The sequence below is a fragment of the Plantibacter sp. VKM Ac-2885 genome (assembly GCF_015351205.1).
Taxonomy (GTDB): Bacteria; Actinomycetota; Actinomycetes; order Actinomycetales; family Microbacteriaceae; genus Plantibacter; species Plantibacter auratus.
In genome coordinates this window covers 985,616-1,012,471 of record NZ_JADKSK010000001.1, presented here as the reverse complement: position 1 = coordinate 1,012,471, position 26,856 = coordinate 985,616, and the positions used below count along the sequence as shown (strand labels likewise).

At 70.7% G+C, this 26,856-nt stretch carries 24 protein-coding genes; 12 read left to right on the top strand and 12 right to left on the bottom strand.

What is annotated here, in order from left to right; all coding sequences use genetic code 11:
- Positions 1-15: 15 nt before the first annotated feature.
- Both ITJ66_RS04940 and ITJ66_RS04935 read right to left on the bottom strand, forming a co-directional pair.
- Positions 16-336 (bottom strand): hypothetical protein, encoded by a 321-nt coding sequence (locus tag ITJ66_RS04940; protein WP_079705005.1) that lies wholly within the window; start codon positions 334-336, stop codon positions 16-18.
- Between the two features lie 247 nt (positions 337-583).
- Positions 584-1,189, bottom strand: a complete 606-nt coding sequence (locus tag ITJ66_RS04935) for a TrmH family RNA methyltransferase (protein WP_086473183.1) — start codon at positions 1,187-1,189, stop codon at positions 584-586.
- A gap of 170 nt (positions 1,190-1,359) precedes the next feature.
- Between ITJ66_RS04935 and ITJ66_RS04930 the strand changes: the two genes are divergently transcribed.
- Positions 1,360-2,157 carry an HAD-IIA family hydrolase gene (locus ITJ66_RS04930; protein ID WP_079705004.1) on the top strand — a complete coding sequence of 266 codons (798 nt, stop codon included), beginning with the start codon at positions 1,360-1,362 and terminating at the stop codon, positions 2,155-2,157.
- Positions 2,158-2,217: 60 nt separating this feature from the next.
- Positions 2,218-3,258, top strand: coding sequence for a zinc-dependent alcohol dehydrogenase family protein (locus tag ITJ66_RS04925; protein WP_194643798.1), 1,041 nt, complete (start codon positions 2,218-2,220; stop codon positions 3,256-3,258).
- Positions 3,259-3,282: 24 nt separating this feature from the next.
- On the opposite strand, the gene ITJ66_RS04920 is transcribed toward ITJ66_RS04925, so the two are convergent.
- The 3 genes from ITJ66_RS04920 to ITJ66_RS04910 form a co-directional block, all read right to left on the bottom strand.
- Positions 3,283-6,951, bottom strand: coding sequence for a hypothetical protein (locus tag ITJ66_RS04920; protein ID WP_194643796.1), 3,669 nt, complete (start codon positions 6,949-6,951; stop codon positions 3,283-3,285).
- A complete protein-coding gene (gene pyrE, locus ITJ66_RS04915; RefSeq protein WP_175116436.1) occupies positions 6,951-7,499 on the bottom strand; it encodes an orotate phosphoribosyltransferase in 549 nt (182 codons plus the stop codon). The genes ITJ66_RS04920 and pyrE overlap by 1 nt, the downstream gene beginning before the upstream one ends.
- Before the next feature lie 161 nt (positions 7,500-7,660).
- Positions 7,661-9,217 carry an amino acid permease gene (locus ITJ66_RS04910; protein WP_194643795.1) on the bottom strand — a complete coding sequence of 519 codons (1,557 nt, stop codon included), beginning with the start codon at positions 9,215-9,217 and terminating at the stop codon, positions 7,661-7,663.
- A gap of 239 nt (positions 9,218-9,456) precedes the next feature.
- Here ITJ66_RS04910 and ITJ66_RS04905 point away from each other — a divergent pair, with 239 nt between their 5' ends.
- The 5 genes from ITJ66_RS04905 (at position 9,457) to ITJ66_RS04885 (ending at position 14,724) form a co-directional block, all read left to right on the top strand.
- A complete protein-coding gene (locus ITJ66_RS04905) occupies positions 9,457-10,824 on the top strand; it encodes a glutamine synthetase family protein (RefSeq protein ID WP_079704999.1) in 1,368 nt (455 codons plus the stop codon).
- The gene (locus ITJ66_RS04900; RefSeq protein WP_191940441.1) at positions 10,811-11,647 is read left to right on the top strand and encodes a gamma-glutamyl-gamma-aminobutyrate hydrolase family protein; all 837 of its coding nucleotides are present in this window, start codon (positions 10,811-10,813) and stop codon (positions 11,645-11,647) included. The genes ITJ66_RS04905 and ITJ66_RS04900 overlap by 14 nt, the downstream gene beginning before the upstream one ends.
- Positions 11,644-13,008, top strand: coding sequence for an aldehyde dehydrogenase (locus ITJ66_RS04895; protein WP_137242375.1), 1,365 nt, complete (start codon positions 11,644-11,646; stop codon positions 13,006-13,008). Before ITJ66_RS04900 ends, ITJ66_RS04895 begins: the two co-directional genes overlap by 4 nt.
- A gap of 109 nt (positions 13,009-13,117) precedes the next feature.
- The gene (locus ITJ66_RS04890) at positions 13,118-13,906 is read left to right on the top strand and encodes a 3-oxoacyl-ACP reductase (protein ID WP_194718745.1); all 789 of its coding nucleotides are present in this window, start codon (positions 13,118-13,120) and stop codon (positions 13,904-13,906) included.
- Between the two features lie 53 nt (positions 13,907-13,959).
- Positions 13,960-14,724 carry a FadR/GntR family transcriptional regulator gene (locus tag ITJ66_RS04885; RefSeq protein WP_194643793.1) on the top strand — a complete coding sequence of 255 codons (765 nt, stop codon included), beginning with the start codon at positions 13,960-13,962 and terminating at the stop codon, positions 14,722-14,724.
- A 90-nt stretch (positions 14,725-14,814) separates the two neighbouring features.
- Here the strand turns inward: ITJ66_RS04885 and ITJ66_RS19980 are convergent, their stop codons facing one another.
- On the bottom strand, positions 14,815-14,937 hold the full coding sequence (locus ITJ66_RS19980) for a hypothetical protein (RefSeq protein ID WP_255376692.1): 123 nt from the start codon (positions 14,935-14,937) through the stop codon (positions 14,815-14,817).
- 71 nt (positions 14,938-15,008) lie between these two features.
- On the opposite strand from ITJ66_RS19980, the gene ITJ66_RS04880 reads away from it, so the two are divergent.
- Positions 15,009-15,959 (top strand): LysR family transcriptional regulator, encoded by a 951-nt coding sequence (locus ITJ66_RS04880; RefSeq protein WP_194643791.1) that lies wholly within the window; start codon positions 15,009-15,011, stop codon positions 15,957-15,959.
- Positions 15,960-16,049: 90 nt separating this feature from the next.
- On the opposite strand, the gene ITJ66_RS04875 is transcribed toward ITJ66_RS04880, so the two are convergent.
- The gene (locus tag ITJ66_RS04875) at positions 16,050-16,748 is read right to left on the bottom strand and encodes a DedA family protein (RefSeq protein WP_192018816.1); all 699 of its coding nucleotides are present in this window, start codon (positions 16,746-16,748) and stop codon (positions 16,050-16,052) included.
- 171 nt (positions 16,749-16,919) lie between these two features.
- On the opposite strand from ITJ66_RS04875, the gene ITJ66_RS04870 reads away from it, so the two are divergent.
- Positions 16,920-17,795: an exodeoxyribonuclease III gene (locus ITJ66_RS04870; RefSeq protein ID WP_194643789.1), complete on the top strand. Its 876-nt coding sequence runs from the start codon at positions 16,920-16,922 to the stop codon at positions 17,793-17,795.
- 26 nt (positions 17,796-17,821) lie between these two features.
- On the opposite strand, the gene ITJ66_RS04865 is transcribed toward ITJ66_RS04870, so the two are convergent.
- The 3 genes from ITJ66_RS04865 to ITJ66_RS04855 form a co-directional block, all read right to left on the bottom strand.
- Positions 17,822-19,402, bottom strand: coding sequence for a DUF4832 domain-containing protein (locus ITJ66_RS04865; RefSeq protein ID WP_194643787.1), 1,581 nt, complete (start codon positions 19,400-19,402; stop codon positions 17,822-17,824).
- Between the two features lie 159 nt (positions 19,403-19,561).
- Entirely contained in the window at positions 19,562-21,154 is a 1,593-nt protein-coding gene (locus ITJ66_RS04860) for an amino acid permease (RefSeq protein ID WP_194643785.1), read from the bottom strand.
- A gap of 160 nt (positions 21,155-21,314) precedes the next feature.
- On the bottom strand, positions 21,315-22,235 hold the full coding sequence (locus ITJ66_RS04855) for an AEC family transporter (protein ID WP_194599398.1): 921 nt from the start codon (positions 22,233-22,235) through the stop codon (positions 21,315-21,317).
- A 164-nt stretch (positions 22,236-22,399) separates the two neighbouring features.
- Here ITJ66_RS04855 and ITJ66_RS04850 point away from each other — a divergent pair, with 164 nt between their 5' ends.
- Entirely contained in the window at positions 22,400-23,497 is a 1,098-nt protein-coding gene (locus ITJ66_RS04850; RefSeq protein WP_228501489.1) for a Glu/Leu/Phe/Val dehydrogenase family protein, read from the top strand.
- A gap of 79 nt (positions 23,498-23,576) precedes the next feature.
- Here the strand turns inward: ITJ66_RS04850 and ITJ66_RS04845 are convergent, their stop codons facing one another.
- Positions 23,577-24,590, bottom strand: a complete 1,014-nt coding sequence (locus ITJ66_RS04845; RefSeq protein ID WP_194643783.1) for an NADP-dependent oxidoreductase — start codon at positions 24,588-24,590, stop codon at positions 23,577-23,579.
- 100 nt (positions 24,591-24,690) lie between these two features.
- Positions 24,691-25,077 (bottom strand): DUF1304 domain-containing protein, encoded by a 387-nt coding sequence (locus tag ITJ66_RS04840; protein WP_194644780.1) that lies wholly within the window; start codon positions 25,075-25,077, stop codon positions 24,691-24,693.
- 139 nt (positions 25,078-25,216) lie between these two features.
- Here ITJ66_RS04840 and ITJ66_RS04835 point away from each other — a divergent pair, with 139 nt between their 5' ends.
- On the top strand, positions 25,217-25,798 hold the full coding sequence (locus tag ITJ66_RS04835; RefSeq protein ID WP_071262226.1) for a TetR/AcrR family transcriptional regulator: 582 nt from the start codon (positions 25,217-25,219) through the stop codon (positions 25,796-25,798).
- A gap of 131 nt (positions 25,799-25,929) precedes the next feature.
- Positions 25,930-26,838 (top strand): ABC transporter ATP-binding protein, encoded by a 909-nt coding sequence (locus ITJ66_RS04830; protein WP_124768607.1) that lies wholly within the window; start codon positions 25,930-25,932, stop codon positions 26,836-26,838.
- Positions 26,839-26,856 lie beyond the last annotated feature (18 nt).

Genomic DNA, 26,856 nt, shown 5'->3' with positions numbered 1-26,856 from the left:
GGTGCAGCGCGCTGATCAGCTGGAGAGCAGCGACGCCTCCTCGCGCTGTTCGGCGAGCATCCGACGACGGGTCGCGAACGCGGCTCCGGCCCCCCAGATGAGGAGCGACGCGAACAACGCACCGGCCGGAGCGATGAGCTCGCCCGAGCCGGTCTGTGTCGCACTGATCGAGCTCGACGCCTCGTCGACCCGGGCGTCGGCCTGAGCCGGCGCGGCGACGCCGACGATGAGGGCGACCGCGAGGGCTGCGGGGACGGCGAGCGCGGCGATGCCACGGACCTTGGACGGGCGGGTTCCTCGTTCGGGCGAGGCTCCCAGGGCAGAACGGTGCGTCATCTTCGATTCATCCTTCGGGTGACCGCCGATTCGCACCGCACGGATTCGGGTCCGTACGGTGGCCCTCGGTGGCTTCGGGTGCCGGAGGGATTCGGGTTCAGCGGTGGAGTGTTGCTCCGCTAGACAGTATGCCGGGCGGTGTCGGCACTTTGGGGGACCGAAGGGTCAATTGAGGGAATCTTGAGGTGTTCCTGAGGTAGGCGCAGCGGTGCCGTCGGAAACCACCCGCGGACGGGGGCCAACCCGATCAGGATGCGTCGAAGGAGACGTGCTGCATGACCCAGGCGTGCATCGCGACGGCCGCTGCCGCGGAGGCGTTGATCGATCTCGTCGACCCGAACTGGGTGATCTCGAGCACCGCATCGGCCGCGGCGAGCGCCTCCGGCGAGAGTCCGGGCCCCTCCTGTCCGAAGAGGAGGAGACACCGCTCGGGGAGCCTGAACGTCTCGATCGGGACCGATCCCGGCACGTTGTCGATCGCGATGATCGGCAGCTCGGCCACCGACGCCCAGGCGACGAGCGCCGCGACGTCGACGTGGTGCTCGACGTGCTGGTAGCGGTCGGTCACCATGGCTCCGCGCTTGTTCCAGCGACGGCGGCCGACGATGTGGACGGTGTCGGCGGCGAACGCGTTGGCGGTGCGCACGATCGACCCGATGTTCATGTCGTGCTGCCAGTTCTCGATGGCGACGTGGAACGGGTGGCGGTGGTCGTCGATGTCGGCGACGATGGCCTCCATCGACCAGTACCGGTAGCGGTCGACGACGTTCCGGGTGTCGCCGTCGCGCAGCAGCTCGGGGTCGTACCAGGGGTCGTCCGGCCACTCCCCCTGCCACGGACCGACGCCGGCCATCGGGCTCTCGGCCTGATCGGGACCGGCGACCGGGTCGTCCGGGTGGAGCGGGGTCTCTGGCACCAGCCAACCCTACCCGCGCCGTGCCACACTGGAGGTCCGGGCCCGACGCCGCGCCACCCCCGCGGCGCAGCGCTCGCGCAGCCCGCACGGAGCACCTGGAGGAACGCATGTCACGACGCGACGAGGTCGAATGCTGGCTCACCGACATGGACGGCGTGCTCGTCCATGAGAACCACGCCCTCCCTGGTGCCGCCGCGCTCCTGCAGCAGTGGCAGGACCAGCGGACGCCCTTCCTGGTGCTCACCAACAACTCGATCTTCACCCCGCGCGACCTGAGCGCCCGACTGCGCGCGTCCGGGCTCGACGTGCCCGAGGAGTTCATCTGGACTTCCGCTCTCGCGACGGCCGCCTTCCTGGCCGAGCAGGAGCCGGGCGGCTCGGCGTTCGTCATCGGGGAGGCCGGGATCACCACGGCCATCCACGAGGCCGGCTTCACCATGACGGAGACGAACCCCGACTACGTGGTCGTCGGCGAGACCCGCAACTACTCGTTCGAGGCCATCACGAAGGCGATCCGTCTCATCGCCGGCGGCGCGCGCTTCATCGTGACCAACCCGGACGCGACCGGACCGAGCAAGGACGGCCCGCTTCCGGCGACCGGCGCCATCGCGGCCCTCATCACGAAGGCCACCGGCATGGAGCCGTACGTCGTCGGCAAGCCGAACCCGATGATGTTCCGATCGGCGCTCAACAAGATCGGCGCCCACTCGGAGAACACCGGCATGATCGGCGACCGCATGGACACCGACATCGTCGCGGGCATCGAGGCCGGTCTCCACACGATCCTCGTGCTCACGGGCATCAGCGACGAGGCCGAGATCAACCGCTACCCGTTCCGTCCGAACGAGATCCTGAGTGGCGTCATCGACCTCGTGAAGACCGAGCCCGTCGAGGTCGAGATCTAGGCCCCCCGCCACCACCAGCCACACCGATCCACTCCGCCCCGCCACGCACCGAGGACTTCCATGCGCGCCGTCGTCTACGACCAGTTCACCGCCGAGCCCGAGGTCCGCGACGTCGCGGATCCGGTGCCGTCCGACGCCGGCGTCGTGGTGCGGGTGGAGACCACGGGGCTCTGCCGGAGCGATGCGCACGGCTGGCTCGGGCACGATGACGGCATCGCCCTCCCCCACGTGCCCGGTCACGAACTCGTCGGGCGCATCCACGCCGTCGGCCCCGCCGTCGAGCGGTTCCGCGTGGGCGACCGCGTCACGGTGCCCTTCGTGTGCGCGTGCGGACGCTGCGCCCAGTGCCTCGCCGGGAACGGGCAGGTCTGCCCGAACCAGACGCAGCCGGGCTTCACCCACTGGGGGTCCTACGCGGAGCTCGTCGCCCTGCACGACGCCGACGTCAACCTCATCCCGGTGCCCGAGTCCCTCGACGCCGGCGCCGCCGCCCTCCTCGGGTGCCGCTTCGCGACGGCCTTCCGCGGGCTCGTCCACCGCGCCGGGCTCCGCAGCGGGGAGCGCCTGCTCGTCGTCGGCTGCGGCGGCGTGGGGCTGAGCGCGGCCATGATCGGCGTCGCGCTCGGTGCCGAGGTCATCGCCGTCGACATCGACGCCTCTGCCCTGGCGCGCGCGGCGTCGATCGGCGTCACGCACACGATCGACTCGAGCGGGCTCGACGAGGACGCCGTCCTCACGCGCATCGCCGAAGCCGCGCCGGCGGGCGTGCAGGTGTCGGTCGAAGCCCTCGGGCGTGAGTCCACGATGCGCCTCAGCCTCCTGGCACTGGCGCCGATGGGCCGTCAGGTGCAGATCGGGCTGTTCTCGAGCGAACCGACACTCCCGCTGCCGCGCATCATCTCGCAGGAGCTGTCACTCCACGGCAGCCACGGCATGCCGGCGTCCGACTACTCGGAGCTGCTCGACCTCGTCGCGAGCGGTGCGCTGCGCCCGCAGGACCTCATCGAACACCGCATCGGCCTCGACGAGGCACCGGCAGCACTCGTCGCCCTGGCGTCCGGCGACCGCTCGACGGGCGTGACCGTCATCGACGTCGCCTGACCCGCGACCGCGTCAGGTGCGTCGTCAGACGGTGTCCGGGGCTCCGGCCGTCGACCACCCTGCGGACACGCTCGGCATCGTGGCGTCTGCAGCCGCACCGGCCGCGTTCGCGGCACCGACGAGCGTTCCGAAGTAGAACGCGAGCAGGAGCAGGACCGCGGCACCCAGCCCGACGACCGCCCAGAGCAGCGCCTTCGGGATGCCCTGATCCGCGTGCTCTCCACGGTATTCGGGGAGGTCGCGGTCGGGAGCGGACTGCGTGGCCTGTGGGGGCAACGTGGCGCCGACGATACCAGCAGCCGCGGCCGGGGTCGTGAGCGCGCTCGCGCCGTCGAGTTCCGGGAATGCGACCGTCTCGCCGGGGAGCGCGGCCGGGGCCGTCTGCGGCACGTTCGCGACCGGTCCCTGCGAGGAGACGGCCGCGGCGTGTGCGCCGAAGACGGAGACCGAGGCGGGGATCACGGGTGTGGGCACGGTGTTCGAGGCGACATCGGGCTCGGCCACCGGGGAGGTGTGCGGAGCACTGTCGTCGGCTCCGGCAGCGTGGGCCCCGGTTCGTCGTGACCCGCCGGTGTCGTCGTCGGCGTCCGTGTCGTCGACATCGGTATCGTCGGCGGCGACGAGGCCTGGGATGGGGGCGAGCGGGAGATCGGGGTCGGCGATCGCGTCGGCCTGGAGCGACCAGCCGCCCTCGGCGGCGAACGTGTCGGCGAGCGACCGTGCCGAGGCCGCCTCCGCCGTGGCGGTGGCGTCCGGCTGATCGGACGGCTCGGACGGGGCGACCGTGGCCGTGCCGTCGGCCTGCTCGGTGTCGGCGAGCGGCGTGGCAGCCGGCTCACCGTCGGTCGCGGCGTCATCGGCCGGGGCGACCTGGACCGCATCCGTCTCGGGTCCGAGGTCGAACAGCGACTCGAGCCGCAGCTCCTCGCTGACCGGCTCGGGCTCGCCGACCGGCTCGAAGTCGATCGAGCCCTCGTCGGCGAGTGGGGCATCGGACGCCGCGGGATCCGTGGTGGGTTCGGTTGTACCGTCGGCAACGGTCCCGTCCGGCACGAACGACGGCAGCGGTGTGACGCCCGCCGCAGCGAGTGGGACGGCGTCGAACTCGACGATCTCCTCGTCGAACTCGTCGTCGAGCTCCTCCGGGTCGACGGCGAACGCCGGGGTCTCTGGAGCAGGAGTATCGATGACGGGGGTCGGTGCCGTCTCGGGAGCGGAGTCGGCGTCGCGGTCGGCCGAGGTCTCCGTGTCGTCGGAGTCGGCGCCCGAGCCGAGGCCGGAAGCGGCACCGGCAGCGGTTGCGGCCCCTGCGGCGGCGAGGCCACCGGCCGCGACGGCTGCGTCGAACCCACCGAGCGACAGCGTCGGGAAGAGGTCGACCGTGTCGTTCGCGGCGGGGACGATCGGCGCGGCGTCCGGCGCGGAGCTGTCGGTGTCGGTCGCGTCGTCGGTCCAGCTGGCGAACTCGTCGCCGGGTCCGTCGACCAGCGGGCGACCGAGCGTGACGGCGGCGAGGCCCGGAGCGAAGGGCTGGACGTCGCCGGCGATGAACGCGGCATCGGGCACCTCGCCCTCGAGCGCGAGCTCCGAGGGGGACTCCGCACTCACGGCTGACGACTCGGCGCCCTCCCACTCCACCGGCGGGACCGGGATGGGCTGGGTCGTGGGAGCCGCGTGTACGAGCGGGTCGAGGGCGTCGTTCGGCGCGAGGTCCCACACGAATGGCGCGGTGCCGAAGGGGCTGACGGTGGGCTCGGGTTGCACGCCGTCGAGGGAGATGAGCTCCGTGATGGAACGCTCGGCCTTCGGGGTCGGCGGGCCGAAGGCCGGGGGGACGTCGGCGGTGTCCGTCGCGTCGTCGTCGGCCGGCGCATCGTGGCGGTCGGGCTCGGTATCGGCGTCGGGGACGGGTGTCGACGCCGGAGGAACGGCTGCTGCTGCGGCACCCGCCAGGGCCGAGAAGCCCGGACCGCCGAGGCTGTCGAACGGCCGCGTCTCATCGAGCGGCTCGGCGTCGACGTCGGGGACCGTCTCGGGCCACGGGACGTCGGCGGGCGAGGTCGGCTCCGCTGCACTCGCGGGCGATGCCGCTGCGACCGTGTCCCAGCGGAACGGTGCCGCGGGGGTGATCGGCTCGGAGGCGACGATGCCGTCGGATGCGGACTCGGGGTCCGAGTCGGCGGTCGGCTGGACCGGCTCGCTCGCGGACGGGGACGTCGCCTCCTCGGTGGCGGCGACGGCGACGGACTCGTCCGCGGTGTCGACCTGCTGGGGCGCCTCCTCGACCGGCTCCGCCTGCGGGTCCTCGGACGGCTGCTCGTCCGGTGCCGCCGGCGCGGCGCCGAACGTCTCACCGAACGGTTCCGTCAACCAGGCCAACGGATCCGTGCGCGGTGCGGAGGCCTCGGCAGTCGCCGGCTCGGCGGTCCAGACGTCGTCGGCAGCTGCTTCGTCGGCCGGGGTTTCGTCGGGTCGCGCGGCGGTGGGCGCCGAAGCGTCGATCGTCGTGTCACGGACCTCGACGGTCTCGCCACCGAGGACGTCGTCGCCGAACGTCTCGGACAGGCTCCAAGAGCCCTCCGGGAGATCGTCGTCCTGCGCCTCGGTGTCGGGCGTCGTCGCGGAGCCTGACGGCACGTCGTGGTCCGCGGCGGGCGGCGTCGGCGTCACCGGCGGGGCGGTGGGCGGCTGCGGTGCGGCGGGAGTGCCGCCGGCGAGCGTCGAGGTGGAGGTCGTCGCGGCGGTCTCCTCCGCTTCGACCGCGGCCCAGGCCGCCGGGTCGTCGGCCGCGAGTGCTCGGGCCGTGGGCAGGACGGCCGTCGAGACATCCTCCGCGGCCACTGGATCGGCGTCGGTGTCGTCGCTGCCGCCGAGGCTCCAGGGCTCGTCGTCGACCGGTGGCAGGACGACCCGGTTCGTGGGCGCGGGCCGGAAGGTGCCTGCGGGCGCGTGCTGGAGGACGGAGTCGGTGTCGACCGTCAGCTCGTTGCGGGCGGGCGGGACAGGCGATGCCGGGGCAGGGGTCGGCGGGACGACCGGGAGTTCGAGGGCGTTCGGGTGACGCAGACCCTCCGACCGGACGGGAGCAGCCTCAGGCATCGGGTCAGCCGGGGCTGCAGGCGTGGCGGGTGGGACGGGCTCCGCGCTGGGTGCATCCGGCGTCGGCGGCGCCGAGACCGGTGTGGTGTCGTCGGCCGGGTTCGGCACCTGGCTCTGCCACCAGGCGAGGAGTTCGGCCTCGCTCGCGAACTCGCCGGGAGCGGTGGCCGGGGCGGCGGGGGTCGGCTCGGCGGCAGCGGGCGTCTGCTCGACGGGAGCGGGGGTCTGTTCGACGGGAGCGGGCAGCGGCTCGACCGGAGCCCGCGTCGGCTCAGCGGCCGTCGGGGTCGCGGGCGCATCCGGCACGGAGGGCACGGACCACTGGGGTTCGGCCGGGACCGGCGTGGGCACGGGTGAAGCAGCGGCCTGGGCATCGGTGTCGCCGACGACCGGGAGGACGCGCGTCCGGTCGTCGTCGTCAGCGGGCACTGGAGCGACGGCTGCCGATGGCTGCTCGTCGACCGCGTCGGTGGTGGGCTGCGTCTCGATCGCCTCCGTGTCGTCGGCGTCGAGCTGCGAGAGCAGCCAGTCGGTTCCGTCCGCGGGTTCGTCCGGCAGCCCGGCCCCGCCGCGTCCGGTTCCGTCGCTGGACATCAGACGAGTCCCAGGTCTTCCAGGCCGATCGCGGCCAGGTACTGGTAGCCCGCGGCCTCGATGATCTCGCGGGCGCCGGTCGCGCGGTCGACGACGACGGCGACGGCGACCACCTCGGCTCCCACCTTCTCGAGCGCTTCGGCCGCCTTGAGCGGCGACCCACCGGTGGTCGAGGTGTCCTCGAGCACGATCACACGCTTGCCCTGGAGGTCGGGGCCCTCGACCTGCTTGCCGCGGCCGTGGTCCTTCGGCTCCTTGCGGACGACGAACGCGTCGTAGGTGAGTCCGCGCGCGGCACCCTGGTGCAGGATCGCGGCGGCCACCGGGTCGGCACCCATGGTGAGGCCACCGACCGCGAAGACGTCGGGGACGTCGGCGATGAGGTCGATCATGACCTGCCCGATGAGGGGCGCGACGCGGTGGTCGAGACTCACCTTGCGGAGGTCGACGTAGTACGTCGCCTTCTTGCCGCTCGTCAGGGTGAAGTCACCGTGGAACACGGCTTCCGCCGAGATGTGGTCAATGAGCTGAGCTCGTGCGTCCGTCACGCCGACGAGTCTACAAGCTGTGACCCCCATCGCCGCAGTCGCCCGGATGGGGGCGGTCCGCGTCACCGAGGCAGGAGAGCCCCGGCGTGTCGGGCACGACTCGCCGGGGCTCGGGACGCGACGCCGCCACCGGTCTGCGTCGGGGCGGCTGCGTCCGGGGGTCAACGCGCGGTGCCGGAGCCCGGGTCCTCGGGACGGTCGGCTGCGAGCAACTCCGCCTCGGTGGCGCCGCCGTAGCCCTCCGTCTCCGGGTCGCCGTGCAGGCCGCCCGAGACCGCGTACTCCTCCTCCGGTGACATGACGAGCCGGTGGCGACCCCAGACCGCGAAGGCGACCAGCATGACGACGTAGACGACGACGATCGCGATGATCGCCGGGAGGAACGTCGGGTTGAGCAGGAAGCCGACGAAGATGAGCGCGGCGATGACGGCTGCGATGACCGCCCCCGGCACACCCCACGGGCTGACGTAGGGCCGCTTGGCGTTCGGGAACTTCTTCCGCAGCAGCAGGAACGCGATCATCTGCATGAGATACGCGAGCACCGCGCCCCAGACAGCGATGTTCAGCACGATCGCCCCGGCGACGCCGCCTGATCCGCCGGCCGCGTCGACGATGAGCAACGCGATGAACCCGATGATCGCCCCGGCCACGAGGGCCACCCACGGCGTCTGCCGCTTGCCGGTGAGCGAGAGGAACCGCGGGTAGTACCCGGCGCGGGACAGCGAGTACATGTTGCGACCGTAGGCGAACATGATGCCCTGCAACGAGGCGAGGAGCCCGATGAGGGCGAAGAGGGCGAGCACCGCCGCCGCGCCGTCACCGACGATGGCCCGGAAGCCGTCGAGCAGGGGCTCCCCTGCCGTCCCGGTCGCCTCGGCACCGATGACGCCGGTGTTGAGGAAGAGGACGAGGAGGCCGGTCACGATGAGCGTGCCACGAGCCCAGAACCCGGCCTTCGGGATGTCGCGCACCGGGTTGTGGGACTCCTCCGCCGCGAGCGGCAGCTCCTCGATGCCGAGGAAGAACCACATCGCGAAGGGCAGGGCGAACAGGATGGGGAGGACGCCGTGCGGCAGGAACTCGGTCTGGCCCGCGTCGGGGGCGATGTCGAACAGGTTGGCCCAGGCGAACTGTCCGGAGAAGATCGCCATCGCGGAGAAGACGAGCAGGATGCCGATGGAGATGATCGAGACCACGATGGCGAAGCGGAAGGAGATGCTCGCTCCCGCGGAGTTCAGCGCGATGAACGCGACGTACAGGATCGCCCACCACACGGGCGACGGCATGGAGAAGCCGAGCAGCTCGCTCGTGATGGCGTCGGCGTAGGAGGCCGAGAAGTACACGATCACGGCCGTGGTCGCGACGTACTCGATGGTCTCCGCGAGGCCGGTCACGAACCCGCCGAGTGGTCCCATCGCCGCTCTCGCGAAGGAGTAGGCCCCGCCGGTGTGCGGCATCGCCGCGGCCATCTCCCCGATCGAGAAGATCATGCCGTAGTACATCGCGACGAGGATGACGAAGGCGATGAGCATGCCGCCGAACCCGGCGAAGTCGATGCCGAAGTTCCAGCCGGAGAAGTCGCCGGAGATGACCGCCGCGACGGCGAGACCCCAGAGGCCCCACACCCCGGCGGACCGCTTCAGGCTGCGTTTCTCGAAGTACCCCTCGCCGGCCGCGGTGTAGGTCACCCCGGAGATCTTGCGCGTGTCGTCAGCCATCGATGCGTCCTGTCGCTCGGGTTGCGCGCTCGTCGGGCTCGCACAACGTCCTCAGATTCGGTTGGCCCGACTCTAGGACCTGCAATGGTCGTGTGTACATACCTTTGTGGGGAAATCCATCTCGGAAATGCTTCGATCCGCTGGAGGTGCTGTGATGTAATGGTCGGGTTCGCGACCTTTCAGTTCTCCATCGAGGCAGAACGCCGACGACGGGTCCCCCGGATCAACGAGGAGCTGCCATGCACCCACGCTCAGGAAACCTGACGCTCGAGGAGCTCACGACGGCCGTCGCCGCGCGCGAGATCGACACCGTGATCCTCGCGTTCACCGACATGCAGGGCCGACTCGTCGGCAAGCGCGTCTCGGCCCGCCTCTTCGTCGAGGACGTCGCCGAGCACGGGGCGGAGTGCTGCAACTACCTGCTCGCGGTCGACGTCGAGATGAACACGGTCGACGGCTACGCGATGTCGAGTTGGGAGCGCGGCTACGGCGACATGGCGATGATCCCCGACTTCTCCACGCTCCGCCGCGTGCCCTGGCTGCCGGGCACGGCCCTCGTCACCGCCGACCTCCAGTGGCTCGACGACGCCCCGGTGGTCGCTTCGCCCCGCCAGATCCTCATCGCCCAGCTCGAGCGGCTCGCCGAACGCGGCCTCGTCCCGTTCGTCGGAACGGAGCTCGAGTTCCTCGTCTTCGACGACACCTTCCGGGAGGCCTGGGCGAAGGACTACACGAAGCTGACCCCCGCCACCGACTACAACATCGACTACGCGATCCTCGCCTCGACCCGCATGGAGCCTCTGCTGCGCGACATCCGCAACGCCATGGACGGCGCCGGTATGTACTGCGAGGGCGTCAAGGGCGAATGCAACCTCGGGCAGCAGGAGATCGCGTTCCGCTACGACCACGCCCTCGTCACCTGCGACAACCACTCGATCTACAAGAACGGGGCGAAGGAGATCGCCGACGCCCACGGCAAGAGCCTCACCTTCATGGCGAAGTTCGACGAGCGCGAGGGCAACAGCTGCCACATCCACATCAGCCTTCGCGGCGAGGACGGTTCGGCCGTGTTCGCGGACCCCGACGCGCCCGACGGCATGTCGAAGCTCTTCCGGCACTTCCTGGCCGGGCAGCTCGCCGCGATGCGCGAGCTGACGATGTTCTTCGCCCCGAACATCAACTCCTACAAGCGCTACGTCGACGGCAGCTTCGCCCCGACGGCCGTCGCCTGGGGACACGACAACCGCACCTGTTCACTCCGGGTCGTCGGCCGGGGGCTCGGCATGCGCGTCGAGAACCGGGTGCCGGGCGGCGACGTCAACCAGTACCTCGCCGTCGCCGCGCTCATCGCCGCCGGACTGCACGGCATCGAGAACGAACTGGAGCTCGAGGACCCGACCAGCGGCAACGCCTACACGGGCGGTGCGCCCCGCGTCCCGACGTCGCTCCGGGAGGCGGCCGAGCTCTTCTCGCAGTCGACGATCGCCCGCGAGGCCTTCGGTGACGAGGTCGTCGACCACTACCTGAACTTCGCGAAGGTGGAACTCGCCGCCTTCGACGCCGCGGTGACGGACTGGGAGCGGGTGCGCGGCTTTGAACGCCTCTGACCCGAACGTCCCAGCGACCGACCCGCCCGTCTCGAGCGCTCCACTCATCGGCATCACGACCTACCTCGAACAGGCCCAGACCGGGGTGTGGGACGTCCCGGCGTCCTTCCTCCCCAAGGTGTACCTCGACGCCGTGACGGATGCGGGTGGGATCGCGGTCCTCCTCCCACCCCAGCCCGTCACCCGTGCCGTGGCCGCATCCGTGCTGGCCCGCCTCGACGGCCTCATCGTCTCGGGTGGCGCCGACGTCGACCCCGGCCTGTACGGTCAGGTCGCCCACCCGCGCACGGGTCGGCCACGGACCGACCGGGACGCCTGGGAGGAGGCGCTGCTCACGGCGGCGATCGACGCCGAGCTGCCGTTCCTCGGCATCTGCCGTGGCGCGCAACTGCTGAACGTCGCGCTCGGCGGGACGCTCGTCCAGCACCTCCCCGACCTCGTCGGCGACGACTCCTTCCAGCCCGGCGAGGGCGTCTTCGGGCCGAAGACCGTCGCGATCGACGCCGACTCGCGACTGGCCGCGCTGCTCCGGCAGGACGACGACGAGCTCGACGTGCACGTCTACCACCACCAGTCGATCGACCGCGTCGCCGACGGGCTCGTCGTCACCGCTCGCACCGAGGAGGGCGTCATCGAGGCGGTCGAGCTGCCGACGGTCCCCTTCGGTCTCGCCGTGCAGTGGCACCCCGAGGAGGAGACGGCCGACCGGCGTCTCTTCGCCGGGCTCGTGGACGCCGCGCGTCGACACCGCGACGCCGGGACCACCGCAGGACGCAGCACCAGCACCACACCCGGCACCGAGAGCAGGAGCACCACACCGTGAGCTACACGATCCTCAATCCGGCGAACGAACACGTCGTCACGACCGTCGAGCACCTCGACCTCGCCGAGACGGACGCCGCCATCGCCCGCGCCGCCGTCGCCCAGCGGTCCTGGGCGGCCGTCAGCCCCGCCGACCGCGCCCAGGCGCTCCGCCGCTTCGCCGCATCGGTCGACGCCGACCGCGAGCACCTCGCGAGCCTCGAGGTCGTCAATTCGGGCCACCCCATCACCCAGGCGCGGTGGGAGGCCGGTCACGTCCGCGACGTGCTCGAGTACTACTCGGCGTCACCCGAACGGCTCTTCGGTCAGCAGATCCCCGTCGCGGGCGGCATCGACCTCACCTTCCACGAACCGCTCGGCGTCGTCGGCATCATCACCCCGTGGAACTTCCCGATGACGATCGCCGCCTGGGGGTTCGCGCCGGCGCTCGCGGCGGGGAACGCCGTGGTCCTGAAGCCCGCGGAGTGGACGCCGCTGACGAGCATCCGCCTCGGGGAACTCGCCCTCGAATCCGGCCTGCCCGAGGGCCTGTTCCAGGTGTTGCCGGGCCGCGGATCGGTCGTCGGCGAGCGCTTCGTCACGAACGAGACCGTCCGGAAGGTCGTCTTCACCGGGTCGACCGCCGTCGGCAAGCGCATCATGGCCGGCGCAGCCGAGCAGGTGAAGCGGGTCACCCTCGAACTCGGCGGCAAGAGCGCCAACATCGTGTTCGCAGACGCCGACCTCGAACGCGCGGCCGCCGCCGCCCCCTACGGCGTCTTCGAGAACGCGGGCCAGGACTGCTGTGCTCGGAGCCGGATCCTCGTGCAGCGGAGCGTGTACGAGCGGTTCATGGAGTTGTTGGAGCCGGCCGTGCAGGGTGTGGTCGTCGGCGATCCGAACGACGAGGCCACCGAGATGGGGCCGCTCGTCTCCGCCCCGCACCTGGCCGCCGTACGCTCGTACGTGCCCGAGGGCGCGCCGGTCGCCTTCACCGGGAGCGCCCCGGACGGCCCGGGGTACTGGTTCGCGCCGACGGTCCTGACGCCCGGCCGCGACGACCGCACCGTCCGCGAGGAGATCTTCGGTCCCGTCGTCGCCGTCCTGCCGTTCGAGGACGAGGCCGACGCCCTCACGCTCGCGAACGACACGGAGTACGGCCTCTCCGGCTCGATCTGGACCCGCGACATCGGCCGTGCGATGCGGGCAGCACGAGCGGTGGAGTCGGGCAACCTGTCGGTCAACTCCCATTCCTCCGTCCGCTACTCCACCCCCTTCGGCGGGTTCAAGCAGTCGGGTCTCGGGCGCGAGCTCGGTCCCGACGCCCCGCTCGCCTTCACCGAGACGAAGAACGTCTTCCTCGCCGTCGACCCCGGTCCCTGAGCCTGTCGAAGGGCCGCACCACCCCGGTCCCTGAGCACCACCCCGGTCCCTGAGCACCACCCCGGTCCCTGAGCTTGTCGAAGGGCGGGGCAGAGAGAAAGAGCACCACATGACCATCACCCCCATCGACCTCACCCAGCGACTCGCCGGGAAGGTCGCCGTGATCACCGGCGGCGCGAGCGGCATCGGCCTCGCCACCGCGAAGCGCTTCGCCGCGGAGGGCGCGACCGTCGTCATCGGCGATCTCGACCCCACGACCGGCCAGGCGGCGGCCGAGCTCGTCGGTGGGCTCTTCGTCCAGGTCGACGTGACCGACCAGGCGCAGGTCGACCACCTGTTCGACACGGCGGCCGAGACCTACGGCTCGGTCGACATCGCCTTCAACAACGCCGGCATCTCCCCACCCGACGACGACTCGATCGAGACGACCGAGCTCCCGGCCTGGGAGCGCGTGCAGGACGTGAACCTCAAGTCGGTCTACCTGTGCTCGCGCGCCGCCATCCGCCACATGGTGCGGCAGGGGAAGGGCTCGATCATCAACACGGCGTCGTTCGTCGCCGTCCTCGGTTCGGCCACCTCGCAGATCTCGTACACGGCGTCCAAGGGCGGGGTGCTCGCGATGAGCCGCGAGCTCGGCGTGCAGTTCGCGCGGCAGGGCATCCGTGTCAACGCCCTGTGCCCGGGTCCCGTCAACACCGCGCTGCTGCAGGAGCTCTTCGCGAAGGACCCGGTGCGCGCGCAGCGGCGACTCGTGCACATCCCCCTCGGTCGGTTCGCGGAGCCCGAGGAGTTGGCCGCCTCCGTCGCCTTCCTCGCGAGCGACGACTCGTCCTTCATCACCGGGTCGACGTTCCTCGTCGACGGCGGCATCTCCTCCGCCTACGTGACACCGGAATGAGCTGACGACATGCCCGGGCGGGGGACGCGACCCCGGGGAAATAGACTGATCCGATGAGCGAGACGCGGAAGGGCGACGAGGCGACCGAGGTGCTCAGCGCCGAGCTCCTCCTGCGTCCGGGCCGCGCCGGGAACGCCTTCGAGGAGACCGTCCAGCGGCTCCTGCAGTCAATCCGCCTCGGGCTCATCGAGCCGGGCGGCCGTCTACCGGCCGAGCGCGAACTCGCGACGATGCAGGGGGTCAGCCGCGACACCGTGCGGGATGCGATCGCCGCGCTCACCGAGGCCGGTTACCTGACCTCGCGGCGCGGGCGCTACGGCGGGACGTTCGTCATGGACGAGCTGCCCGACGACGAAGCGATGAACGCGGCCGACTCCCCCGAGGTCGGCAGGGTCACGATCTCGGCGGCGGAGATCGAGGACACGCTCACGCTCCGCAGCATCCTCGAGGTCGGTGCGGCGCGCGAAGCGGCGCAGTGCAAGCTGTCCGGCGCCGACCGCGAACGACTCTGGCAGGCACTCGGAGACTGCCGGGACGCGGCGCCCGCCGACTACCGCCGCCACGACTCCCGCCTCCACCTGCTCATCGCCGAGCTCGTGGGTGCCCCCAGCCTGCTGCCGCTCGTCGCCGAGTCGCGCATGCGGGTCAACGAACTCCTCAACGGCATCCCACTGCTGGCGGTCAACATCGCGCACTCCGACGAGCAGCACGAGCGCATCGTCAAGGCGATCCTGCGCGGTCACCCCGAGGAGGCGGCGCAGGCGATGGCCGAGCACGTCGCCGGCTCCGAGGCGCTCCTCCGCGGCTTCCTCGCCTGAGCGCCTGTCGCGGCGCGGACATGGAACGACCTCCCGGCGACGAGTCGCGAGGAGGTCGGATGCGCCGGTCGGGCCGGCGGGTGCGAGGTCCTAGAAGGACTTCGGGTAGGTGCGGGCCGGGATGGCACGGTAGCCGTCGCGCTTGACGACGACGACCGATCCGACGGCTGCACTCGCAGCGAGGAGGGCGATGATGCCGAGATAGATGGTCACGGTTCTATGAAACGCCTGTTGGGCGTGAAGGACAAGCGAACAATACTGACGTCACTCGGTAGCATCGCTACATGGACGTCCGCCGACTCGACCTGCTCCGCGAACTCGCCGAGCGCGGCACCGTGCACGCCGTCGCGGAGGCCACGCACCGCACCCCGTCCGCGGTCTCCCAACAACTCAAGGTCCTCGAGCGCGAGGCCGGTCTGCCGCTCACCGAACGACGTGGCCGCGGCCTCGTCCTCACCGACGCCGGCCGGGCACTCGCGGCCAGCGCCACGGACGTCGCCGTCGCGATCGAGCGGGCGACGAGTGTGTGGGACGAGTACCGCAACCGTCCGATCGGCACCGTCACGGTCGCGACCTTCCCCACCTTCGGGCAGATGGTCGTCCCCGCCGTGCTCCGCACGCTCGAAGCGGTACCCGGCCTGCGGGTCGTCGTGAGCGACCGAGACCCCGACCTCGAGGACTTCCCCGATCTGGCGGCCGACTTCGACATCGTCATCGCGCAGGCGATCAGCGGCGAGCGCAACTGGGTCCGTCGCGGTCTCCGCATCACGCAGCTGCTCTCCGAGCCGCTCGACGTCGTGCTGCCGGTCGGGCATCGCCTCAGCGGACAGGCCGTCCTGACCCCGGCGGACCTCGCGGACGAGTCCTGGATCGGCGTGCCGGTCGGCTATCCGCTCGACCGCCTGCTCCGCAGCATCGAGGCAGAATCGGGCGGCGAGCTCCGAGTGGTGCAGCGGGTGAGCGACAACCGCATCGCGGAGGCGATGGTCGCGGCGGGCCTCGGCATCGGCCTCCTCCCGCGATACACGGCGAGCGGGCCGGAGCGCGGCATCGTCCTCCGTCCGCTCGCGGGGCTCGACGCGACGCGACGGATCGTCGCGCTGTCGCGTCCCGACCGCGCCGAACGCCTGGCGGTGCGGACCGTCCTCGACGCGATCCGCGTGGAGGCGCAGTCGGTCGCCGCTTCGCACACCGCGCCGGAGCCCGAGGAACTCACCACGCCCCGCTGGGTGTGAGCGGGGCCGTTCTCAGGAGTCCGTCGGTGCGCCGGTAGCGGCGACCGCGGACACACCGCAAGAGTCCTGAGAACGGTCCCGGCGCGACGGTCAGCCCTCGGCCCGACCGGCGCCGCTGCGCTCCCGGCGATACCGTTTCACGCCCTTCCAGACCGCGACGCCGACGGCGATCACGACGCCCGCGATGACCACCTTCTGCAGGATGCCCGCGTACTCCTCGACGATGTGCCACTGCTCGCCGAGGAAGAACCCGGCGAGCACGAAGATGGTGTTCCAGATGGCACTGCCCGCGAAGGTGAGCAGCGTGAACCGCAGGACCGGCATCCGTTCGACACCGGCGGGGACGGAGATGAGGCTCCGGAAGATCGGCAGCATCCGACCGAAGAACACCGCCTTCGAGCCGTGCTTCTGGAACCAGGCCTCCACGCGGTCGACGTCCTCGACGTGGACGAGCGGGACCCGCTCGGCGAGGCGGCGCATGCGGTCACGTCCGAGGACGGCGCCGATCGCGTAGAGGGCCAGCGCGCCGATCACGGAACCGGCCGTCGTCCAGATGAGGACCTCGACGAGACCGAGCTTGCCCTGACTGGCGGCGAATCCGGCGAGCGGCAGGATGATCTCACTCGGCAGCGGCGGGAAGAGGTTCTCGAGGGCGATGGCGAGCCCGGCTCCCGGACCACCCAACGTCTCCATGAGGTCGACCGCCCAGTCGGCGACCCCTCCGAGGGCACTGTCCCCTCCGGTCGAGGCGGCGGACAGGCTGAACGTGGCGGCGGTGGACGTCGTCATGCCCTCGACGCTACGCGACACCCGCTCGCCATCCCTGGGAACCTCCGCTCAATCCCCCACCCGTCGGTTCCACCGAACCGGCCGTTTCTCAGGACCTCTCCGGCGTGGCGAGCCTTCCCCGGGGCGACACGCCGGAGGTCTCCTGAGAAAGGAAACCGATAGCGTTGGGGCATGCGCATCGCCACCTGGAACGTCAACTCGATCCGTACCCGCGTCGGCCGCGTGGTCGACTGGCTCGTCCGTGAGGACGTCGACGTCCTCGCCATGCAGGAGCTCAAGTGCAAGCCCGAACAGTTCCCGATGGAGGCCTTCACGAAGGCCGGCTACCAGGTGGAGCTGCACGGGCTCAGCCAGTGGAACGGCGTCGGCATCGCCAGCCGCCTCCCGATGGAGGACGTGCAGATCGGCTTCCCCGACATGCCGGGCTTCGGCAAGCCCCCGGCGAGCCTCGCGCTGGACGGTCCGGGCTTTGACGCCGACGGCCTGCCGCTCGAAGCGCGAGCCATCGGCGCGACGGTCGACGGCGTCCGCCTGTGGAGCCTGTACGTCCCGAACGGCCGCGCGGTCGGCGACCCGCACTACGACTACAAGCTCCATTGGCTCGCCGCGCTCGAAGCCGACACCCGCTCCTGGCTCGCCGAGAACCCCGAGCTGCCGCTCGCGCTCATGGGTGACTGGAACGTCGCGCCGCTCGACTCCGATGTCGGCGACCCGAGCTTCGGCCCTGGCTCGACCCACATCTCCGCGCCGGAGCGCGCCGCCCTCGCCGCCTTCGTCGACGCCGGCCTCCAGGACACCGTGCGACCGTTCGTCCCCGAGGGCTACACGTTCTGGGACTACAAGCAGCTCCGATTCCCGCGCAACGAGGGCCTCCGGATCGACTTCATCTACGGCTCGCAGGCCTTCGCGGACCACGTCGTCGAGGCGTCGATCCACCGCAACGAGCGCAAGGGCGACAGTCCGAGCGACCACGTTCCCGTCGTCGTCGACCTCGACTTCACCCTCTCCGAGGAAGAGGACGACGACTCGCCGATGATCTTCGGCTGAGCCGTCGCCCCTTCACTCGAGTCCGGTCAGGCGTTCCGACGCCGGCGGGCCAGCAGGAGTGTGAGGGCTCCGAGTGCCACCACGCCACCGCCGAGGACCGCGGGAGCGAGCGACGAGACGCCCGTGTCGGGCAGCCTGGCCGCAGCACCGGCCACCGGTTCGGCCATGACGACGCCATCGGCGCCGACACTCACCTGACGCCGCAGGCTGTTCACGCCGGTCGCCGCGTCCCAGGTGCCGACGTTCGCCGTCTGGACGGCGTAGAGCGGGTTCGCCGCGACCGACTCGTGCGTGGCCGGCAACGACAGCGCGGTGTCGTAACGACCGGCCGGGACGTCGGCGAGTGACGCCTGGAGTGTGACGGTCTCCCCCGCACCCCAGGTGCGGGCGTCCGAACCGAACGGGACGCGCACCGTGCGCTCGGCGTTCGACAGCACGAGGTAGGCGGGCCGGCTGTTGTACGGAGCCGCCCAACCGTCGTTCCGGACCGTGAGCGAGAGCGAGCCGTCCACGACCGAGCTCTCCGTCATCACGAAGCGGTAGCCGAGTCGCTTCGCGGTGGTGTCGAGGTTCTCCTGCCCCCAGGACTGCAGGACGTCCTGCAGGTAGTCCCAGTTGAGGTAGCTGAAGTTGTATCGCTCCATCTCAGCCGAGGCGGTGGCCCACTCCGACCGCGGCGGGTTCACGTTGCAGGTCTCACCGCCGACCGGCACCCAGTCGCTCTCCTGCGCCAGGTAGTCCTGATCGAGCGAGATCGGGTCGGACAGGTACGTGCCCCAGTCGTCGGGTGCCGCGAGGAAGCAGTCGTTGTGGTGACCGATGCGCGAGATGGCGCTGCCGTCGAACGCCTGCGCCTCGGTGATGGCCCCAGCGGTCCCGGACGGCACCCCGAGGATGTTCTGCTTCATGTTCATGGTCCGCACCTGGATGGAGCGGTCGGCGGGAACCGCCTCGAGGAGTGCCTCGACGACTGCGCGACGCTTCGCCCAGTCCTCGTCCGTGAGGACACCGGGGTTCGCCGGGTCCGCGGCGAAGTGGTCCGTGTAGTAGCCCTCACCCCAGAGGCCGACGAAGCCGGCTTGCACGACCGAGATGACGTCGGCGTTGTCCTGGAAGATCGGCGTGAGTTGCTCGATGTGGGTGAGCACGATGTCGAGCGGCGCGTCGCCGTAGGGCGGCGTGTAGGGCCAGTCGCCTCCGGCGAGGTAGGCGAAGCGGGGGATGATCGAGATGCCGGCGGTGCGAGCCGCGTCGAAGTCAGCCTGGACGAGCGCGAGCCAGGCCGGGTCGAGGGTCGGCTCGGCCACGAATCGTTCCATGTAGAAGACGCGGACGAGTTCGGTGATGCCCTCCTCGCGGTAGGCCGCCAGGGTGGCGACGTCGAGCGGCGTGTACCCCGGCCCGCCCTCGGTCCCCTCGGGGTAGTAGTGGGTGTTGTTCGTGTGGTCGAAGCCGCGCTCGGGATTCGCGATGATCGCATCGCTCGGCTCGTAGGCGACCGTGTCGGCTGGGATCGCGGCAGGTGCTTGCGCCGCAGCGCTCAGCGGAGTGGCGACGACGATGCCGCACGCGGCGAGCACGGCGACGAGACGGAGACGACGGTTCACGGGAACTCCAGCGGGGTCCGGTGGTGCACGGAAGAGGTTGCCCACATCCTGCTGAACCGGCACCCGAGGTGCAAGGGAATGCTCGAAACCGACCCGAAGTGATCACTATCGCTTAGCGATTCACCCCGAACGGCGGACCCGCCGGCGTCCGCGCTCCCGCTAGGACCGCGGTGCGCCCCCGCGCTTCCGCTTGTTCGCATCGATGGCGGGGCGCTCGGCCACCACCGGCCAGGTACCCGTGTGCCCCTCGCGGGCGGCCGCCGCGGCCATGATCCGCGGCTTGGCGGCGAACCATCCGACGATGAGCAGCGGGATGAGGACGACGAGGGAGGCGAGGACCCAGCGGCCGGTCTCCGAGAAACCCATGGTCACGAGGACGAAGGCGAGGAAGGCCAAGGTCAGATACGACGTGAACGGCGCCCCGAACAGGCGGAACGACGGCCGCTCGACCTTGCCCTGCTTCGCCCAGCGTTGCAGCTGGATCTGGCAGAGGATGATCGTCGCCCACCCGCCGATGATGCCGATCGCCGAGATCTCGAGCACGATCTCGAACGCCTTCGACGGCACGAGCGCATTGAGGCCGACACCCAGCAGGGTGAGGGCCGCCGTGAGCAGGATCCCACCGAACGGGACGCCGTTCTTGCTCATCTTGCCCGTGAACGCGGGGGCCGAACCGTTGACGGCCATCGAGCGGAGGATGCGACCGGTCGAGTAGAGGCCCGCGTTGAGGCTCGACAGCGCCGCGGTCAGGACCACGAAGTTCATGACCGACGCCGAGACCGCCCCAGCCTGCTCGGACCCGATGTGCGAGAAGAAGGTGACGAACGGGCTCTCGCCGGCCTCGTAGGCCGTGTAGGGCAGCAGGAGCGAGAGGAGCAGCACCGAGCCGACGTAGAAGATCGCGATGCGGAAGATGACCGTGTTGACGGCCTTCGGCATGATCTTCTTCGGCTCGGCCGTCTCACCTGCGGCGGTCCCGACGAGTTCGATCGCCGCGTAGGCGAACACCACACCGGAGATCGCGATCATCGGCGCGAACGCCCCGACGGGGAACAGCCCGCCGTTGTCGCCGATGACCGAGAATCCGACCGGGCCGATGTCGGTGCGGCCACCGAAGATGATGAAGCAGACGCCGACGATGAGGAAGATCACGAGCGCCGACACCTTGATGAGCGCGAACCAGAACTCCATCTCGCCGAACAGCTTCACCGACACGAGGTTGAGCGACAGGACGATCACGAGGGCGACCAGCGCGAACACCCACTGAGGGAAGTCCTCGAGCTCCTTCCAGCCGAACAGCTTGCCGAAGGTCTTGACGTAGAGCGCGGCCGCCGTGACGTCGACGATCGACGTCATCGCCCAGTTGAGGAAGTACAGCCACCCCGCGCCGAACGCCATCTTCTCGCCGTAGAACTCACGCGCGTAGGAGATGAACGAGCCCGAGGACGGGCGGTGGAGGACGAGTTCACCCAGAGCGCGCAGGATGAGGAACGCGAAGAACCCGCAGAGCGCGTACACGAGGATGAGCGCCGGGCCGGAGCTGTTCAGGCGCCCGCCCGCACCGAGGAAGAGCCCGGTACCGATCGCGCCGCCGATCGCGATCATCTGGATCTGCCGCGGCTTGAGGGTCTTGTGGTACCCCTCCTCCTCACCGGAGAAGTCCTGCACGGCGAGCATCTCGTCGCCGACGGTCTCGCGGGATTCGGCCCAGTCTCCGGAACGTTCGTGTCGTGGGGTCGTGCCTTCGGTCATGTCGTCCCATCGGGTCGGGTCCGACGGCGCTCCGCCGGACTGGACGGTGGTATATCTCAGTCGTGCCCGCCCAAGAGTAGTCGCGAACGTTCGGCATTTCCGGCCATCGCTGTCCATTCTTCGGAGGACAGAGGCGCTCCGGACGGACCGGTTACGGGGGTCAGGCGAGCAGGGCGGCGACGACGACGAGGACCGGCACGGAGAGGATGGTCGTCAGCAGGACCGTGTCGCGGGCGAGCGTGACACCCTGCTCGTAGCGGCTGGCGAAGTTGTAGACGTTCTGGGCCGCCGGGAGGGCCGCGAGCACGACCGAGGCGAACAACGGCGTGCCGCTCAGCCCGAAGCCGAAGTGCGCGATGAGGTAGGCGAACCCGGGCATCACGACCGATTTGATCGCCGTCGCAACGAAGATCTCCCGACGTCCGCTGCCGGCCTGCAACGGCCGCATGCCGTGCAGCGACATCCCGAACGCCATGAGGATGAGCGGCACGGCTGCGCCGCCGAGGAGCTCGAACGGAGCCATGACGGGCTCGGGGAGCCGGACGCCGAACAGGTTGAGCACGACGCCGATGATCGACGCGACGATCATCGGGTTGCGGAAGGGTTGCGTCACGATGCCGAGGAAGGAGACGGAGCCGCGCTGTCTGACATCGAGGATGGTGAGCGCGATCGGAGCGAAGACGAGCAGCTGCAGCAGGATGACCGGGGCGACGTAGCCGGCCTCACCGAGGACGTAGACCGCCACCGGGATGCCGATGTTGTTGGCGTTGACGTAGCCCGAGCCGAGCGCACCGATCGTCGCGACGGAGAGGTCCTTGCGCAGCCACACGGCGTTCAGCAGCACGAAGAGTGCGGCGGCCGACAGGGCACTCGCGAGGGCGACCCAGATGAAACTGCTGAACACCTCGTGCAGGTCGGCCGTGGCGAGCACGGTGAACAGCAGCGCCGGGTTGGTGACGAAGAACGCCACCCGGTTGAGCACATGCCCGGTCGTCGGGCCCCCGACCTCGAGACGCCCGGCGAGGTAGCCGACGAGGATGACGGTGCCGATGATCGCGAACCCCGTCAGCACTCCACCCATGCCGTCCAGCCTAGGTGCAGCCCGTCCGGCGGCCCGGTCGAGCCGACGGTTGTGGAGCGGGCGGTCGGCGTGGAGAATCTGGGGAGGAGAGCCGGGCACCACCAACGCCCCGTGATCCGCTCCCACCAGGAGCCCGCACCAATCACCCACGAGGAGATCCGACGATGACGTCATTCGACCCGGTCGCGTCCAGCGACGCGATGCACAGCACCACCCTCCCCCACGAACGCCTCTCCATCACCCGCGGACCGCGCTCCGGGCTGACCATCAGCGTCGCCCTGCACTCCACCGCCCTGGGACCGGCCCTCGGCGGCGCGCGACTCTGGCGGTACGGGTCCTGGCTCGAGGCCGTCGACGACTCCCTCCGCCTCGCCGCGGGGATGACGATGAAGAACGCGGCCGCCGGTCTCGCGCACGGCGGCGGCAAGTCCGTCATCCACCTGCCCGTCGGCACGACCCTCGACCCCGCGGAGCGTCGCGCCGCGATGCTCGACCTCGGCGACGCGGTCGAAGCGCTCGGCGGCGCGTATCGCACCGCGGAGGACGTCGGCACGACCGCCGAGGACATGGCCGTCGTCGCCGAGCGGACCGACCACGTCAGCGGGCTGCCGGCGGACCGCGGAGGTGTCGGCGAACCGAGCGAGGCGACGGCGGCCGGCGTGCACGCGGCCATCACCGCGACGCTCGAGACGGTCTTCGGCACCCCGCTCGTCGCGGGCCACCGGGCGACGATCTCCGGGCTCGGCCAGGTCGGCGGCCGTCTGGCCCGGCGGCTCGCAGCCGAGGGGGCTCGCCTCATCGTCACCGACGTCGACCCACGGAAGCGCGCCCTCGCCGAGGAGATCGGCGCCAGCTGGATCGAACCGGGCGACGAGCACCTCGTCGAGACGGACCTCTTCGTGCCGTGCGGTGTCGGCGGCGCCCTGAACGCCCGGGTGATCGGGCAGCTGCGGTGTCGCGCCGTGGTCGGGGCGGCGAACAACCAGCTCGCCTCCCGCGCCGACGCGGTGGCCCTCGAGGAGCGCGGCATCCTGTGGGCGCCGGACTTCGTGGCGAACGCCGGCGGGGTGATCTACCTCGCCATGGCATCGGAACCGGGCGCCGACGCCGCGGCCATCGAACAGCGGGTGTCGGCGATCGGGCGGACCGTGCAGTCGATCTACCGGGACGCCGCAGCGGAGGGCATCACGACGCTCGTCGCCGCCGAACGCCTCGCGATGGCCCGCATCGATGCGGCCGGCGGGGTCCTCGCAGCGGTCTGACGACGGCGAACGGCCCGTCCACCCGGAGCGGGTGGACGGGCCGTCGGTCGCCAGTGTCAGGCGAAGTCGAGGGATCGCGTCAGAGCTTGACGACCATCTTCCCGGTGTTGGCGCCGCGCATGAGCGCGAGGAACGCGTCGAGCGTGTGGTCGAGGCCCTCGTAGACGGTCTCGTCGAAGACGACGTCACCGTTCTGCAACCAGGCACCCATCTCACCGGAGAACGCCGGGAAGTGCTGCGTGTAGTTGCCGACGGTGAAGCCCGTGAGGGTGAGCCCGCGGGTCACGATGTTCGACAGGTTGCGCGGGCCCTCGGCACGCTCGGTGTCGTTGATCTGCGAGATGACGCCGCAGAGCGCTGCGCGTCCGCCGTCGTTGAAGGCGTCGATAGCCGCTTCGAGGTGCTCGCCGCCGACGTTGTCGAAGTACACGTCGATGCCGTCGGGTGCCGCGGCCGCGAGCTGCTCGGTGACGGGGCCGTCCTTGTAGTTGAACGCGGCGTCGTAGCCGTACTTCTCCGTCAGCAGGGCGACCTTCTCAGCCGATCCGGCCGAACCGATGACGCGCTTCGCGCCCTTGAGACGGGCGATCTGGCCGACCATCGTGCCGACGGCACCTGCCGCACCGGAGACGAACACCGTGTCGCCCTCCCGGAACTTGGCGACCTCGAGCAGACCGACGTACGCGGTGAGGGCCGTCATGCCGAGGACGCCGAGGTAGGCGGACAGCGGGACGCCGCGGAGCTCAGGGACGACGCGGAACCCGCTGGCGTCCTCCTGGACGAGGTCGCGCCAGCCGAACTGGTGCAGGACGACGTCGCCGACGGAGAAGCCCTCGGCGGCCGACTCGACGACCCGGCCGATGGCGCCGCCGGTCATCGTCTCACCGAGCTGGTACGGCGCGACGTAGGAGCGGGCGTCGTTCATGCGACCGCGCATGTAGGGGTCGACGGAGAGGAAGAGGTTCTGGACCCGGAGCTGGCCGGGCGCGAGCTCCGGGAGTTCGACGGAGACGGTCCGGAAGTCGGACTCGGTCGGCCACCCGACCGGTCGCGAGACGAGCTGGATCTGGGTGCTGAGCGCGGGGGTGTTCATGTGGTGCCTTTCCTTGGTGCGGTGGTTCGATGCTTCGGTGGGTGGGCGCAGCACGTCGTCGGGTTGCGGACGGGGTGACGCCCGGGGCGTCGGGGAGGTGTCAGACGGCCAGCGCGATGACGAGTGCGATGAGTCCGAGCAGCGGGGCCGTCCCCTGGACGATCGCGGCGCGGGCCTTCGTGCGGTCCGAGGTGATGAGGACGAGGGAGGCGAGCAACATCGAGCCCGCCGAGGCGAACACGAGCGCCGCCCCGATGCCGGTCGAGCCGGTGATGAGGAAGACGATGCCGACGATGGTGCCGATGGCGAGGAACAGGTTGTAGAAGCCTTGGTTGTACGCGAGGCCGCGGGTGGTCTCGGCCTCGAGCTCCGAGGTGCCGAAGGTCTTGCGGGTGGCCGGCTCGGTCCAGCGCAGCGACTCGAGCACGAAGATGTAGACGTGCAGGAGGGCGGCGATGCCGACGAGGACGAGACTGACGACGAGCATGGGACGGGCCTTCCGGGAGATCGGCGTCGAGTCGTCCAGGTGGAGCGACATTCTGTACCGATGGGTCTACTATAATAGTAGAACGCTCGGTACACAACCCGCCCTTCCGGAGGGCCGGCCGAGCCAGGAGGAGGCACCTATGGGACGCACGCAGGAGTTCGACACCGTCGCCGTCGTCCAGGCGGCGCGCGACGTCTTCTGGGACCGCGGGTACGAGGCGACCTCGCTCGCCGACCTGGAAGCGGCCACCGGTCTGCGGCGGTCGAGCCTCTACCACGCCTTCGACAGCAAGCGCGGGCTGTTCGACGCCGCCGTGCAGGACTACCTCGACACCGTCATCCGACCGCGCCTCTCGGTCCTCGCGCGGGCGACGGACGGCAGAGCCGGGCTCACCACCTACTTCTCCGGCGTGCAGACGGTCATCGCGACCCTGCCCGACGACTCCCCCCGCCGCGGTTGCCTCCTCCTCAACAGCGCGGCCGGCCTCGCGGCCCACGACGACGCACTGCGCGAGGTCGTCGACGGCTACCGCGCCGAGCTCACGACCGCGGTCTCGGACGCCCTCGCCCTCGCCCGTCCCGAGGCGGACGCGGACGAACTCGCCGCGGCCGCACGGCAGCTCACCTCGTTGTCGGTCAGCGCGCTGCTGCTCGCCCGGGTCAACCGGGAGGAGGCCGTCGCCATCCTCGACGTCGCCCTCACGCAGGTCGGCAGCTGGTAGTGGACGCATAACACCGGAACCCTCCGGATGTCTCCGGCGGACGCCAATGTGACGCTCTGTTTCGGCGGCCGAGAGCGGTGCATCACCCTCGCGTAGCATGGCGGGCACCCCACCCCTGGAGCCCGAGACCCATGACGAACGCTGCCCCAAGCCCGCTCGCCGCGAGCTCGCCGGTCACCCGCGACGCCGTCCCCGTCGGCTCGGCGGATCGTGCCTCCACGGTCGCGTTCGCCGGGGTCGGCCGCACCTTCGCGAGCGGTGCCGGCAAACGCGCCGACGCCCCGCGGCCCGTGCTGCGCGACGTCACGATCACCGCCGAGGCCGGCGAGGTCGTGGCGATCCTCGGCACGAGCGGCTGCGGCAAGTCCACCCTGCTGCGGATCGCGGCCGGTCTCGACCACCCGACCGCCGGCTCCGTGCTCATCGACGGTACACCCGTCGCCGGCATCGACCCGCGCACGGCCTTCGGCTTCCAGGAGCCTCGACTCCTCCCCTGGCGCACCATCGCGGCGAACGTCGCACTCGGTCTGCCCAAGCGGACACCCGCAGCCGATGGACGTGCCCGCGTCGCCGAGCTGCTCGAACTCGTCGGGCTCGCGGACTTCGCCGAGCACCGCCCACGGGAGGTCTCCGGCGGCATGGCGCAACGCGCCTCACTCGCCAGGGCCCTCGCCCGCCGGCCGGGCGTCCTGCTCCTCGACGAGCCGTTCGGCGCCCTCGACGCCCTCACCCGGCTGAAGATGCAGGACCTGCTGCTCGCCATCCACCTCGCCGCGCCCACCACCATCCTGCTCGTGACGCACGACGTCGACGAGGCCCTCCAGCTCGCCGACCGGGTCATCCTCCTGGGTCGCGAGGAGGGACAGCCCGGTTCGACCATCGCGCAGACCGTGACCGTCCCCGGCAACCGCCCGCGCGACCGCGGGTCAGCAGAGCTCGCCGAACTGCGCGGCCGCCTCCTCGACGGACTCGGCATCGACCGCCACGGTCTCGCCCGCGGCGACCAACGGCTGCCGTCCATCCCGCACTTCCCGTACTGAGCCACCCACCACCTCCGC

Bases quoted from the DNA above. Each gene is read 5' to 3' on its own strand.
- ITJ66_RS04940 (WP_079705005.1), bottom strand. From the start codon at position 336: ATGACGCACCGTTCTGCCCTGGGAGCCTCGCCCGAACGAGGAACCCGC.
- ITJ66_RS04935 (WP_086473183.1), bottom strand. From the start codon at position 1,189: ATGGCCGGCGTCGGTCCGTGGCAGGGGGAGTGGCCGGACGACCCCTGG.
- ITJ66_RS04930 (WP_079705004.1), top strand. From the start codon at position 1,360: ATGTCACGACGCGACGAGGTCGAATGCTGGCTCACCGACATGGACGGC.
- ITJ66_RS04925 (WP_194643798.1), top strand. From the start codon at position 2,218: ATGCGCGCCGTCGTCTACGACCAGTTCACCGCCGAGCCCGAGGTCCGC.
- ITJ66_RS04920 (WP_194643796.1), bottom strand. From the start codon at position 6,951: ATGTCCAGCGACGGAACCGGACGCGGCGGGGCCGGGCTGCCGGACGAA.
- ITJ66_RS04910 (WP_194643795.1), bottom strand. From the start codon at position 9,217: ATGGCTGACGACACGCGCAAGATCTCCGGGGTGACCTACACCGCGGCC.
- ITJ66_RS04905 (WP_079704999.1), top strand. From the start codon at position 9,457: ATGCACCCACGCTCAGGAAACCTGACGCTCGAGGAGCTCACGACGGCC.
- ITJ66_RS04890 (WP_194718745.1), top strand. From the start codon at position 13,118: ATGACCATCACCCCCATCGACCTCACCCAGCGACTCGCCGGGAAGGTC.
- ITJ66_RS04885 (WP_194643793.1), top strand. From the start codon at position 13,960: ATGAGCGAGACGCGGAAGGGCGACGAGGCGACCGAGGTGCTCAGCGCC.
- ITJ66_RS04880 (WP_194643791.1), top strand. From the start codon at position 15,009: ATGGACGTCCGCCGACTCGACCTGCTCCGCGAACTCGCCGAGCGCGGC.
- ITJ66_RS04875 (WP_192018816.1), bottom strand. From the start codon at position 16,748: ATGACGACGTCCACCGCCGCCACGTTCAGCCTGTCCGCCGCCTCGACC.
- ITJ66_RS04870 (WP_194643789.1), top strand. From the start codon at position 16,920: ATGCGCATCGCCACCTGGAACGTCAACTCGATCCGTACCCGCGTCGGC.
- ITJ66_RS04860 (WP_194643785.1), bottom strand. From the start codon at position 21,154: ATGACCGAAGGCACGACCCCACGACACGAACGTTCCGGAGACTGGGCC.
- ITJ66_RS04855 (WP_194599398.1), bottom strand. From the start codon at position 22,235: ATGGGTGGAGTGCTGACGGGGTTCGCGATCATCGGCACCGTCATCCTC.
- ITJ66_RS04850 (WP_228501489.1), top strand. From the start codon at position 22,400: ATGACGTCATTCGACCCGGTCGCGTCCAGCGACGCGATGCACAGCACC.
- ITJ66_RS04845 (WP_194643783.1), bottom strand. From the start codon at position 24,590: ATGAACACCCCCGCGCTCAGCACCCAGATCCAGCTCGTCTCGCGACCG.
- ITJ66_RS04840 (WP_194644780.1), bottom strand. From the start codon at position 25,077: ATGCTCGTCGTCAGTCTCGTCCTCGTCGGCATCGCCGCCCTCCTGCAC.
- ITJ66_RS04835 (WP_071262226.1), top strand. From the start codon at position 25,217: ATGGGACGCACGCAGGAGTTCGACACCGTCGCCGTCGTCCAGGCGGCG.
- ITJ66_RS04830 (WP_124768607.1), top strand. From the start codon at position 25,930: ATGACGAACGCTGCCCCAAGCCCGCTCGCCGCGAGCTCGCCGGTCACC.